This is a genomic window from Paenibacillus sp. HB172176 (assembly GCF_011947265.1).
Taxonomy (GTDB): Bacteria; Bacillota; Bacilli; order Paenibacillales; family Paenibacillaceae; genus Pristimantibacillus.
In genome coordinates this window covers 31,108-44,976 of record NZ_JAATHD010000030.1, presented here as the reverse complement: position 1 = coordinate 44,976, position 13,869 = coordinate 31,108, and the positions used below count along the sequence as shown (strand labels likewise).

At 49.6% G+C, this 13,869-nt stretch carries 7 protein-coding genes; 1 reads left to right on the top strand and 6 read right to left on the bottom strand.

What is annotated here, in order from left to right:
* Positions 1-59 precede the first annotated feature (59 nt).
* On the top strand, positions 60-1,577 hold the full coding sequence (lysS, locus tag HFP08_RS25585; protein WP_481856615.1) for a lysine--tRNA ligase: 1,518 nt from the start codon (positions 60-62) through the stop codon (positions 1,575-1,577).
* A gap of 167 nt (positions 1,578-1,744) precedes the next feature.
* On the opposite strand, the gene HFP08_RS25580 is transcribed toward lysS, so the two are convergent.
* The 6 genes from HFP08_RS25580 to HFP08_RS25555 form a co-directional block, all read right to left on the bottom strand.
* Positions 1,745-6,061, bottom strand: a complete 4,317-nt coding sequence (locus HFP08_RS25580; RefSeq protein WP_168123473.1) for a sugar-binding protein — start codon at positions 6,059-6,061, stop codon at positions 1,745-1,747.
* Between the two features lie 188 nt (positions 6,062-6,249).
* A complete protein-coding gene (locus tag HFP08_RS25575; protein ID WP_168123472.1) occupies positions 6,250-7,578 on the bottom strand; it encodes a carbohydrate ABC transporter permease in 1,329 nt (442 codons plus the stop codon).
* Between the two features lie 3 nt (positions 7,579-7,581).
* Positions 7,582-8,508 carry a carbohydrate ABC transporter permease gene (locus tag HFP08_RS25570; protein ID WP_240941883.1) on the bottom strand — a complete coding sequence of 309 codons (927 nt, stop codon included), beginning with the start codon at positions 8,506-8,508 and terminating at the stop codon, positions 7,582-7,584.
* A 73-nt stretch (positions 8,509-8,581) separates the two neighbouring features.
* The gene (locus HFP08_RS25565; RefSeq protein WP_168123471.1) at positions 8,582-10,021 is read right to left on the bottom strand and encodes an extracellular solute-binding protein; all 1,440 of its coding nucleotides are present in this window, start codon (positions 10,019-10,021) and stop codon (positions 8,582-8,584) included.
* Between the two features lie 126 nt (positions 10,022-10,147).
* Entirely contained in the window at positions 10,148-11,767 is a 1,620-nt protein-coding gene (locus HFP08_RS25560) for a response regulator (RefSeq protein ID WP_168123470.1), read from the bottom strand.
* Positions 11,745-13,598, bottom strand: a complete 1,854-nt coding sequence (locus HFP08_RS25555; protein ID WP_168123469.1) for a sensor histidine kinase — start codon at positions 13,596-13,598, stop codon at positions 11,745-11,747. The genes HFP08_RS25560 and HFP08_RS25555 overlap by 23 nt, the downstream gene beginning before the upstream one ends.
* Positions 13,599-13,869: the final 271 nt, after the last annotated feature.

Genomic DNA, 13,869 nt, shown 5'->3' with positions numbered 1-13,869 from the left:
GAGCGGCTTCGATAGAGGTTTTCTCATCGTTGCGGCAGGCTATGAAGGAGATGAAGAGAGTGGGGCAAGAAACTGAGGTTGAGGTGGCAAGCGCGGAGCAAGAGCTGAGCGAGCTTCTGCAGATTCGCAGAGACAAGCTGGATGAGCTTCGGGGACTGGGCGTAGATCCATTCGGCAGAAGATTCGAGCGCACGCATAACGCGAAAGAGATTCTGGAGGCATACGAGGCTTTCTCCAAGGAGCAACTGGAGGAGCAGGGGGTTGCCGTGCGCATCGCGGGACGCATCATGCAGAAGCGCGGCATGGGCAAGGCGGCATTCGCCCATATTCAGGATCTGACGGGCAGAATTCAAATCTATGTTCGCAAGGACACCGTGGACGAGAAGCTGTTCGCGGCGTTTAATTTGCTGGATATCGGCGATATCGTGGGCGTGGCGGGCGTCGTATTCAAGACGAACACGGGCGAGGTGTCGGTCAAGGCGAAAGAGGTGGAGGTGCTGACCAAGTCGCTGCTTCCCCTGCCGGACAAGCATCACGGGCTGAAGGATGTCGAGCTTCGTTATCGTCAGCGCTACGTGGATCTGATCGTTAATCCGGATGTGCAGCAGACCTTCATCGCGCGCTCTCGCATCATTCAATCCATGCGCCGCTATCTCGATTCTCTGGGCTATCTGGAGGTGGAGACGCCGACTCTGCACAATATTGCGGGCGGCGCGGCAGCCAAGCCGTTCATTACCCATCACAACGCGCTGGATATCCAGCAGTACATGCGAATTGCAATCGAGCTTCATCTCAAAAGATTAATCGTGGGCGGGCTCGAGAAGGTATACGAAATCGGCCGCGTCTATCGGAACGAAGGTGTCTCAACTCGCCATAATCCGGAGTTCACCATGATTGAGCTGTATGAGGCGTACGCCGATTACAAGGATATTATGGCGCTCACCGAGAATCTGATTGCCCATATCGCTCAGGAAGTGCTCGGCACGACGAAGATTGCCTACGGCGAGCATGAGATCGATCTGACGCCGCAGTGGCGCCGAGTCAGCATGGTCGATCTCGTCATGGAAGTAACCGGCGTCGACTTCAGCGTACAGATGAGCGACGAGGAAGCGCATGAGCTTGCGAAGCAGCATAAAGTGCCGGTCGAGCCGCATATGACCTTCGGTCATATTTTGAACGCCTTCTTCGAGGAGAAATGCGAGCATACGCTCATCCAGCCGACCTTCGTCACCGGGCATCCCGTCGCGATCTCGCCGCTGGCGAAGAAGAGCGACGCGGACCCTCGCTTCACCGACCGCTTCGAGCTGTTCATCGTGGCGCGGGAGCATGCCAATGCGTTCACCGAGCTGAATGACCCGATCGACCAGCGCGAGCGTTTCGAAGCGCAGCTGGAAGAGAAGGAGCAAGGCAACGACGAGGCGCATGAGATGGACGATGATTTCATCCGCGCCCTGGAATACGGCATGCCTCCGACAGGCGGTCTGGGCATCGGTATCGACCGACTGGTCATGCTGCTCACCAACTCGCCGTCGATCCGCGACGTGCTGCTGTTCCCGCATATGAGGGGCAACGCGTAGGCGATGGCCGTCAGGCTCTCTGGCCGGGCTCTATGGCGCTTTCCTGCAAAAACCCTTTTCCTGGAATCAGAATTCCGGGAAAAGGGTTTTTTATTCTTTGTTATTCACGTTCCTGTCCATTCAGGCAACTTGCCTGAGTCTCCGGTATATATATCGTCTCCGCCTTCTTATAACGAATCCCAATAAGCAGTCAACGCCTCACCGGCTTGGTTTAATGCATCCGCAGCCGCCTTGGAGAGGAGCTGTTGCTGCTGTACAGACGCATCATTAATTGTATTCAACAAATCCTGCACATAAGCTGCTGCTTCCGCTTGATCCCCTTGTTGCTCCATGATGTGAATAATTTGCAGACGGTAGCTCAACTGATTCGCTAGTACAGCATTCAATTCTCCCGCCGCAAGGCAATGATTCACTATGTTCTGCATCATTGCCACGCTGGGTATTACAGAGAATAGTTTCGGCGTCAAGCCTTCCAGCACCACCGTACCGGCGGATGTCTGTCGATCGCTGATCAGTTCTTCCATTGAGCCGACCGTTTGTCCATCTACTTGTATGTCTACTTGCTTCTCTTCTTGCGTATAATTTGTCACATTAATTAACAGCCGACCGTTATAAGATGCGCTGCGCCATTCCACATGCTGCACCGGCTGACCGCTAACGGCGTCTAGTAGCATCACCCGATTCAGATCGAGTTCATCAAGCTGATTCGCCATAACCGCATTCAGCGCGGATTCCGATACATCGCCTGCAACGACTTCGGAATGATCTATTGCAGCGGAACGGGCGCTTGCATCCAGCGGTTGATTATGCTCGTCGCGTTGCAGCGAATCGTTGCCTATTATGACGACATGGCCGTCATGAGCCGGGGTTGTCGCATACTGCCGAATGCCTTCCAGTGTAGATGCCAGTACGTTCGTCGCTTCCGGCACCACTAGAAGCTCGTAGGCGTCCAGCGCTCCGTCTTGTATTTGCTTCTCCGATATGAAGGCCACCTTCTGACCTTGGTAGCTCAACGCCTTATAGGCGCGATCCACAGCATCGGCATAATTCGCGGAATAGATTCCAGACGGAGTAGAATACAGGATTGCGACATGCGCCGGCGCTTCCTGAAACGCCGTCACTTGTTCCGAGAGACGATTCAAATCCAGATTAGTACGACCAACCTCAGTTACAGCATCGGGACGCGTCATGATACTGCCATACGTATCGCTTGTCTCGTTGTAGGTTCTCTCCCAAACCCAGATAGTAGAACCGCTGCGGCCGTGAATCGCTCCTTGCCACAAATCCGAGCGCACCAGCAAAGCCTGAAAGGGATCGTAATTTGTATCTCGATCTCGAATCACATGATCTTCCGAATTGAAGATGGGGGCGTCCTTCATGGAATGCTGCAAATCATAAAATTTTAAATATTGCATAAATCCGTCTGGACCCTGATCCAGATAATTGTAATTGTCATCTCCGTTAATCTCGCTCAGATCGGCGAATTGTTCAGGGTCGACACCCCACGAAACGAGAGGGTCGCGCTCACGCAGCGCACCAGACATAATCTTCGCTTGCACGGGCAGATTCGGCGCCATACTGTGGATGATGTCGGCCATCCATTGATGCCAGTCGGCAAACCGCTGATTATTAAAGGTTGTCCAGTCATAGGTATTGGGCGATGGGTCAAGCTGATCCGGATCCGGAACAGGCACCTCATCGATGCTGGCATAATTCGTCGAATAGACCTCATTTAATGCGTCGATATCGTTGTATACCGTCTGTAGATATTGATGCCAGAGATTTTCAGTATTCACGTCGCCTCGCGAATCAATATACGTTGGCTCGTTGGACAGCGTTACACTGTTAAGCGCCGGGTAATCCTTAATAAGGGGAATTATTGCTCGCAGATAGGCTTCAATCAACTCCTTTGCTTTCGGTGCATCGATGTTATACTTTAAGAAATTAGAATTTTTGCTTTTTAGTTCAGGCCATTTCTCGAGCGCCCAGCTGGGGAAATAATGCGGCGAGAGCAGCAGGTTGACCGCGATGTTATGGTTGGCTGCATTGTCGAGCACCTGTTGGATATCATTATGAATTTTAGTGGTGGATATGACATAATCCTCACCGTCCGGCGCATTGGATGTCTCCTCAAAGCCGAAATTGTCCACTTGATTAGAGAAATCTGTCTCGAACCCTTCATTCTTAAGCAAGTTTGCCGCATCCCCCTGCTTCATGACACTAACATCATCTACCCAGAGCTGATTGCTGATTCCTTCACTCACCAGACGCAATGTCAGCTTGGTTTGATTGGCCGCAGTAGTCGTGTCAAATTCAAACTGTTGCCAGTCGTATGTGCCATTCGGAATATGCTGACGCTCTCCCCAATTGTCCATTGCTGTAAAGTAGGTATGACTGGTCGCATCTCCCTTTATCCACGCGCTTATATGATAATCGCTGTTTGGATCAACAGCTACGGCTTGCGACATCGTACCGAATATATTAGGGGCGTAAGCGGAAGGATTGCTAATCCGCAGGGATTGGCTGCCGCTGTGTGAAACCGTGGTATCCACCTGAAATTCCGCATTGGCGCTTCCTGAAGACATCTCCCAAGCTTTGTTTTGCGATAAATGGATATCATCAATCCAGAGATGGGCTGTAAGGTCCTCACTTACCAGTCGCAGCGGCAACGTGGTCTGATTGGCTCCGGTTGTGACGGCGAAGGCTACCTTCTGCCAGTCATAGGTGCCTTGAGGCAGCGAATGCCGCTCGCTCCAGTCGGGAATTGTTGTAAAGTAAGCTTTGCCGGCTTGATCTCCTTTCACCCAGGCACTGAAGGTATAGGTTGTGTCCGGCTGCACCGCAACCTCCTGAACCATGGTGCCGAAGATGTTGGATGCATATGCGGACGGATTAATAATTTCTATGGAGTTGGTTCCGCTGTGAGACATATCCGATACGATATTGAATTGAGCGTTCGCCGTGCCGGGTGAAGCTGACCAGCCGGGCAATGAATCAACCGGCTTAAGGACGCTGTTAGGTCCAATCTCGATTTGAATGGCATTCGTCCCGTAACCGGTGAATTTCGGCACATCCTCTCGTACCTGATTAAAGTGTCCGTATCCTGTGAAGAAGATAGGGCGCTGAGACTGATCGCCAATAAATGAAGACCCCTGGATCGTAGTGTGCTGTGTTTCATAACGTGGTACAAATTGCGGCTGCTTGTCTCCATCGAGATAGGCCTGCAAATCGGTTTTGGCTTGATCGTACAAGTTTTCCAGTTCATCAACTACATATGCGGCTCTCGACAACTCGCTGTGTGCAACATCGTCGCGCCCATAGCCGATAAAGTTCGACAACACGGTATAGTTTACGGTTTCGTAATCAGTAGAGATCCCCTGATTCGTACATTCGTCCAATAATTGCTGAAGTGCCGGCATCTTGGCTTCGAGTTGATCCAGACGCTGTATCAAGCCGTCCGCATCCTCCAGCACCTGCACCGTGAATGTCTCCGTACGAGACGCGCCGCTTTCCGGCTCACTAATACTCGCTATCACCGTTTGCTCACCCGGCTCATCGAAGGCTAGCGAGAACGACTTTCTCCACACCTGGTTCGCGGGGATGCTGACGGACTCGTTACTTAGCTCCAGTCCCGGAATATTCAACTGCAGCTCCAGCGCGGAGTCACTGTAGTTCGGGATGAACAAGGTTAACGCTCCCTCGTCGCCACTCTGAACCGTGTTCGCGCCGGCCAGCCATGCACTCCAAGCGCTGTTCTGAGGCTCCAACCCAAGAGTAGCCAGATTGCTGCCGCTCTTGGAGCTTCCGATAGCGGATGTCCACTCAATCCATCCCTTGCGTCCGCTGCCATCGTTATCATTCACTAATAGGCTGAAGCGCAGGGAGTCAACGGGCTTGGAAGCGAATATCGCTTGCCACGGAATTGCGGCCTCATACACGGTCTCATTCCCGTTCCGAGAGGTGGCAAGTTCAACCTCATCCGGGCCGAGTACGGCTGTTCCATCTGAATAACGCCATACTGCAGGCGTCCCCCCTGCATCGGAGAAGCCGTACTCTGGTCCGTACGATCCGTCTTGGCCGAATGCCATCTGTACACTGTCGCCGTGCCACAATCCGCTGCCCGAGACGGCGTTGTGAACATCGTCGATGACCTTAATGCCGATGTATAATCGATTATCGTCATACGCGAAACGAACATCCGCCGATAAATCCTCTGATCCCGCCCAATTATCCATCATCACTTGTTCTGAATTCGTTGGCAATTGTATGCCAGTGAGGTTGGCCCAGTCCGAAAAGTCGCCGTCTAGTGAAAGACTCGAGGAATAAAGCACCGGGGCGTAGCGTCCTCCTCCCAATTCCGCCTTCAATTGCTGAAAATCAATGGTTGTCTCCCCTTCCGCCGCGAGCGCAGCTGTGCCGCCCCAGCGGGAAACGCTGAGAAATAGGACCATTAATAAACAGACTGCCATGCGCTTTCGAATCATTATTCCATCTCCTTTTGCCAATTAGATTTGGATCCATAATGTATCCGCTTTCAATATAACGCATCCTGTTGCTTTCGTATCATAAAAATCTTAACTTCCGAGCCATGAGTATTCAAAGGTTTATAGGTTGCTTCTCTGTAGCGGGTGAAAGAAGAGAGCGACGCCGCGCGGGCACGCTCTCTGTGCATTCAACCTTTAACGCCGCTGAAATTGATACCCCGTTCAATATATTTCTGTGTTCCAATGAAGACAATCAGCATGGGAATCATTGAAATAATTCCGCTTGCGCTGATCCAGTTGGGGCGCGAATTGGCGCCGTTCTGCAAATTGTTCATAGCAACTGTAAAGGTCCATTTGGCAGGAGAATTAATAACAATATAGGGCCACATGAAATCATTCCATACCGGCATGAAGGTCAGTACCGCAACGATTGTGAATACGGGCACTGACATTGGAATAACAACCTGCATGAACGTGCGAAATTCTGACGCGCCATCAATGCGAGCGGCCTGAAGCAGCTCCTTCGGCAATTGATCAAAGAAACCTTTAAACAGCAGAATGACAAAGCCCCAAGCGCAATGAGGCAAAATAATCGCCCATAGCGAATCAACCAAATGAAGTTTCTGCATGAGCAGATACTGGGGAATAAGTACCGTAACTCCCGGAATCATCATGGTCGCCAGGAAGAACATCAGGAGCGGAAATTTTAATTTGCGGTTGCGAACAAGGTGCGACAGCGCATAGCTGCCCATACCGCCAAAAATCAACTGCCAGCAAATGACCATCGCGCAAATAAAGCCGCTGCTGATGAAATAAAGATAAAACCCTAATTTACCTGTATACTCGCCAGCCAAATAATTAAGACTTTTATAGGTATCAAACAACCTTAACCAATTTTTGGATTGCTGCAATTGAACAACCTTGCCTTCAATTACGTCGTCACGCTCGCTATAAAATTTCGCCAAATCCTGGCTCAACGTCATGTCGGAGATGGCGTCGGCTCCCTCTGAATGAACCCAAGCTTCGTTATCGAAGCCATCATACCAATGGAAATCGGACAGGTTTCGATCATGAATGCTGCTCATTTTATTGCTCATAATGGTATCATTGAAAACCAGTGTCGGTACAATGGAGGGTTGACCGACATAAAATTCTGCGGAGGTCGTCTTCGAGGTATACAACCTCCGACCGTCGCGGATACCGGTAATCTTAATTTCACCAATATTCTCGCGCATGAACTTCATCCAGGGATACCACGTTGCCTTCATGGCATCCTTCTCATAATAGGCTTGATCTTGTTCCTCCATCCCCGAATAATCCAAGGTTAACGTAATGGTATGGGGAATTCTCGGAATGAACTGCGGGGTGGTCGATTCGATGGATTGGTTATCCATAATAGAAGTAATGAACAGCCAGACCAGGGGCAGAATGCCAATGATAATGAAACCGATGGTGACGCTGTACGAAACCCATTTCAGCGATCTTTCGTTCTTTTCGATAATGCGGTTTTGTTTCATTATCTAATCCTCCTCTCGTTGCAGACGGAACTGAATGACCGTGAGAACGGCAATGATGACAAACATGAAGAAGGACAACGCTGCCGAAATGCCGAATCGGGACTGCACGAAGGCTGTGCGCATAATCATCAAGGAGACAACGAGCGAAGCGTTCGCCGGCCCTCCCTGTGTCATCACGTAAATGTTGTCAAACTGCAACAAAGCCGTAGAGATAAAGCCTATGAACTGGATGAAGACGACAAATCTGATGTTGGGCAGAACCAGATGATACAGGCGGCGCCAAGGACCGCAGCCATCGATCTTGGCCGCTTCAAATTGTTCTGCCGGAATGGAGCGGATGGCCGCATAATACAACAATATGGCAATGCCGTTGCTGGTGAAAAAACCGGGCATTACAATCGAGAATTTAGTCATTGCCAAATCGTTCAGCCAGCCGAAAGGTCCAAGCCCGATATGGCCGAGCAGGAAATTTAACAGACCGCGATCGGGATTGTACATCCATTTCCACAACAGGACGCCAGCAACCATCGGAAGCATGCCGGGGATTTGGTACAGCACGCGATAAATGGCATTGGCGCGGCGAATCTGGACCAGAAACAAGCCTTGAGCAATCGGCACCCAGAAGACCAAGGCGGCGGACAACAGGAATATAATCAAGGTGTTCTTCATTGCGAGCCAGAAGGTTGAGGTTCTTAGAAATTCCGTATAGTTGTCGAATCCCGCAAAGTCTCCAGGAGGATTCACGATGTCATACTTGAAAAAGCTGATATAGAGCGCGTCTATAATCAGGTAATATTTGAACACCAAGAAAATAATGATGGAGGGCAGGAGAAATAATATCGGCGTCCAGCGAATGTTGAATCGCCGACGCCGGAATAGGGTCGTCGTCATAGATGAGGCTTCATCCGCATTCTTATTGTTTGAGATCATGATTGCACACCACCTGAAAGGAAACATCGAATTCCCTGTGGGAGCCTCGATGTTTCCCATATTCGTATTCGTATTAGTCTGTTGAATTGCCTGCTTTTATGTCTTCATTGTATTTATCAATGACTTCTATCTGCGCGAGCTTCTGTGCGGCTTCCAATTCCGTCTTCGGGTCGGCATTCTTGTCGAGAAGAACCTTCTGAATGGCCTTGACCAGATAGGAGCTCAGACTGGATTTCAGGAAATATTCCAGACGCTGGTTGCTTGCAGCCAATTGAATATTATCCGCTACATCCTGCGGCATACCGAGGAAATATTGGGTCATATCAATGTTCTTCACTACGCTGAGCGGATTATTGCCGAAGCCGTTATCCTTCTTATATTGCAGCGCTTCTTCTTGCATGTCCTGAGACATGAAGAACATAGCATATTCGAATGAAGCTTTCAGCTTGGCGGGAGAATTCTTCGGATTGAAGATATAAAAGCTGCCTCCCGCTTGCGATGGGTTATTGCCTGCCGGTCCTTTCGGGAATGGAGCGAAGCCGATGTCGTTCGGATCCATGCCCTTGCTGACGAATCCGGAGTAAGTATCCGATGCGCCAAGAATATGGGCAGAATGCCCCGTGTAGAAATCCTTTTGGTTATCGGCCGTATCTTGCACGACGTTCTTCTGAGTAACCTGATATTCCCACTTCAGGTCATGATAATATTGCAGCGCCTCAACGGCAGCGTCGGAGGTAAAGGTCAGCTTCACAGTGCCATCGGGCTGCTCCTCGGTCAAATCTCCGCCAGCCTGCCAAACATAGTATTCGAAATGCCAATCGGCCCAGTCCATTCCCAGAATATCAAAGCCGATGGTGCCGGGATTGGCTTCTTGCGTTTTTTGAGCAGCCTGTGCGAAGGTGTCCCAATCCACCGGAGGCTCTTGAATGCCGGCCTTCTCATACATGCTTTTGTTGTAGAAGAGACCGGTTGTATACATGGTTTGAGGAATGCCGTAGATTTTATCGCCTTTCGTAGCCAGATCGAATGCCCCATCGATGAAGGTGTCCTTCATTTCCGAGTTGTTTAACAAGTCGGTAATATCCGCCGCAATCCCCTTGTGAATGTATAACTGCATATCAGGGAAGGCGGCAGTGTATACATCCGGTTGCTCTCCGCCTGCTACTGCGGTCATGAACTTTTGCCTGCCGTTGGAGCCGGTAGCGTCTACATGAGTAACTTTAATATTGGGATGCGCTTTATCGAATTCAGCAAATTGCTGCTCGTGGAACGATTTCAACGGATCGTCGGGCGCGGATTTATCCCAGACCGTAATTTCTACAATTTCTTCGTTGGAATTCGAGGCGTTCGCAGAATTGGCGGCGCTTCCATTATTAGAATTACTCTCGGTGCCGTTCCCCGTCTGAGAACCGGAATTGTTGTTGCCGCTTGACCCGCAAGCTGCTGTAGTTGCAATGATGGATGCAATGACAAACAGTGATAGCGCTTGCTTTTTTCCCTTTTTTGTTTTCATACTTTCCCTCCTGATTTCGAATGATTCATATGGCTGCTCGTCAAGTATAGATAAGAACAGACGACTTATGAATGGAGAATTCCAACCCTGTCGCCATGAAAATCTTAACCATCCTGAGGGGGGCGATTACATGGAAGCCGCGCGATGCCGATATTCGGTTGGTGTCATGCCGGTTTTTTTGCGGAATACACTGCTGAAATAAGCAGCGTCGAGAAAACCGACTAGCTCAGCTACTTGCTGAATTTGCAGATGTGGCTCCCGCAGCAGCAGCTCGGCTTTGCGCATGCGCGAATTAGTCAGATAATTGATAAAGGTCTCTCCGAAGCATTCCTTGAACCGTCGGGCCAGATAGTTGGGGTGGAAGTAGAAGCGTTCCGCGATTGCCAGCAGATTAATTTGCTCATGAAGGGAGGAGTCGATATACGACTTGACTTCGTCGATGACTCGGTACTCGGAGGCATGTCGCTCTTGCGACAAATGCTCAATCATATTATCGATTACCGTATTGAGATAACCCCATACGTCCCGCCAGTCACTCACGCCTTGCAGCCAAGCCAGCAAATCGTTCATCTCGCCAATAATCCACCCCGGAATATTCGTGCGAGAAAAAAAGAATTTGCGAAGCAGCAGGTGAAAATCGATGCAAAAGCTCTCCAAATGGGAGAAAGCGGAGTCTTCCGCTTTCGCAATTTGCGTTACGCGCTGTTCAATCCAGCGGTGAAGAGCGGCGCGATTGCATTCATTCAGACAGTGTGAAAGCAATTGTTGATCCCCTTCGCTCAGCATGGAAGCTTGATGCGCCTCGACGACCTGCTCAGTGGCTTGATAGACGCGATTGCTGCCGTGAATAATCTTGTTGCGGCAGGCTTGCCGCGCCTGCCGGTAAGATTGTTGAATCAATTCCATGCGGTCGACGACTCCGCCGCACCCGATAGTAAAGTCCAGCTTGAGGTATAACTTGAAGCTCTCCAGAATTTTTTGAAGTTCCTCGAATAGCTGATTGCATGAGACGGACCGGTGCTCGCCCAGAATGTAGATGAGCTCATTCTCGTCAGCGGCATTGTTGAATAGGGCTCCTTCTCGAGTCGAAGACTCCATCACGGTGGAGATAATATTCTTCACGGCGAACCAGACGAGTGAGTCATCGCCCTTGAAGAATGAACGATAGGGAAGCTCAAGATGGTCGGGGGTGAAGATGATCGCCAAGAATTGCTGGCAGTGCTCCTGCATGGCCTTCAGCTTGATATCCTGCATAGCCGCCTCAGCCTCGTCGCCCTGCTGAATGAATTTTGTCAGAACTCTCCGGCGTATAGCTTCGTTGCCTTCCTGTTGCAAATACTCTAATTTTTGATTGCGTGAGGATTGACGGTCTTTGCGCTCAAGTTTGGCCAAGATGCGCATCAGACAGTCTTTCAGCTCTTGCTTGTTGACCGGCTTGAGCAGATAGTCTTCGACACCGTATTGAATAGCTTTCTTGGCATACTCGAATTCGCCGTAACCGCTAATGATAATAAATTCAATTTCCTCGTTGAGCTGCTTGGCTTGCTGCAGGAAAGAAAGACCGTCCATGCCGGGCATGCGAATATCTGTGATAACAATTTCCGGCTTCGCTTCTTTCAGCCGACTTAGCGCGCTCCGTCCATCCCCGGCTTCTGCGACTGTCTCCAGCGGCAGACCGGATAACTCTATTTTCTTAGCAATTCCTTGCCTCATTAATGGTTCGTCATCCACGATCATCACCCTCATTGTGCTCCCCCTTCCGAATTTTCCGAATGCGAATACGAAATTCGGTTCCATTCTCTATACTGCTGTGGACCGTCAGGCCATAATCGCTTCCGAATACCAATTTGACTCGGTATTGCACATTGGACAACCCGATTGAATTAGAGGATTGGTTGACATAGCTTTGCACAGTGGACTGTTCCAGCATGCGGCGTATCTTCTCTAGCTGTTCCGGTTCAATGGGAGGTCCGTTGTTCCAAACGGAGATGTACGCGTCCGTATGCGTCAGGCTGCCGGCGCACAAACGAATTTCCGCACCGTCGACTGATTGATCGATGCCATGGAGGATACTGTTTTCCACCAAAGGCTGGAACAGCAGCTTGGGGACAAGAACGTTGCGCATTTCTTTATCCACATGCACCGAATAGCTCAGTCGATCCATAAAGCGGATTTGCTGTATGGCGAGATAGGTTTCAATTTGATTAAATTCCGCGTGCAGCGGCGACATATGCCCTGCGCTGACACTGTAACGAAACATTTTGGCCAGCGACGAGCTGACGAGGCTGATTCGCTCATCTTCGTGCAAGGTTGCCAGGCTGTCAATTATGCCGAGTGTGTTGTACAAGAAATGAGGGTTGATTTGTGATTGCAGAGCCCGGATCTCCGCGTCTTTCTTGACCAGATCGGTTTCGTACACCTTGACAATCAGTGAATTGATTTCGGAAGCCATCTGATTGAAGCGGCGGACAAAGTATCCAATTTCGTCCATGGATCGAACGGGAATGGAGATTCGATAATCACCTTTCTCGATGGAGCGGATTCCCTTTCGCAATTGACTTAGCGGTGTGGTAATTCGGGATGAAAGCAGGCTGGAGAGCATCATGGCGCCTAGCAAGCAAATCAGGCCGATCAGAATCGTGCGCCGAGTCAGAGCGTTCACCTGCTGCAACAAAACCTTCAACGGAATCTTTCCAACCAGCACCCACGATGTTTGATCAAGCTGATGAGACACGAATAACGTATCGACTTCTTGTTCTTTACCGTACAAGTGCCGGACATGATTATATCGGTCGAATGAATATAATTGCTTCATTGGATTTAGTCGAGAGCCAATGAGAGTGTTATCGTGGCTAAGCATAATCTGATTGCTCGTTGGATCAACCAACTGATATTCTCCCTGCTCGTTGTTGCCAATTGTACCGAGCCATTCTTGCAGGTAGTCAGATGAGAGCTGAAAGACCAGTATGCCGATAATCGGTGAATTTGAAATATAATTGATCTTTTTCAGGGCTTGCACAAATACAAGGGTGTTCTCTATCCGCTCTTTCTTATCATCATAGCTAGTCGTACTCACCCATGCTCCTTTTCCATTGTTGGAGATAGCAATCGCTTTCATTTGTGAGAAATTGAAGCTCTCGGATTTCTCAACATCGCCTCTGGTCAATCCGTCGCCGTCGAGAGACCTGACCGAAACGAAATCGACGTACGGGTGTCTTTTCATAAACTGATTGAAATCGTCCCAATATCGGTTGTATAACTCAGGCTCCGTTCCCATATTCATTACAAAGCTTTGAAAATCAGTGTCGGCAAAGTAATCCCAGGCCGCTTGCCTGGTGTTGGTCATGTACGTCTCCAACGTGAAAGCTGACTGCGCCATTAATGTTTCCATGCTGCCGATGGCTCTGTGTTTAATATCCGATGAGGTATGGATGTAATAGTTCAGTCCTAATGTCGTCACGGTAATGGTGATAATGAGAAAGAAGGAAAGCAATATTTTCCGGTACACGGACTTCGCGATGTAGCAATATGTCAGCAGGATCCACCGCCGTATGCGCTGCAACCATTGTTTTATCACAGTGGCTATCCTTCCTTTTAGAGGGTGTTCAAAAAGTCCAGCTTCATCCAATCCCTTGAAGCGTTCTCGTCTATTTCCGTCCTTTCATTATAGCAAGAAGCGAATTGAAGCTGTATGGAAAACCATAAAATTTCCGCCTATTCAAATATGAAAATTCAAACTTTATAAAAAGAGCGTCGGCAGAAAAGTATTTGCTAAATTTGCGACAAAAAATACAAAAACCGTCCAGTTTACAGCTTATGGTTTTGCTTCCTAGGGAATATCAGGCTAC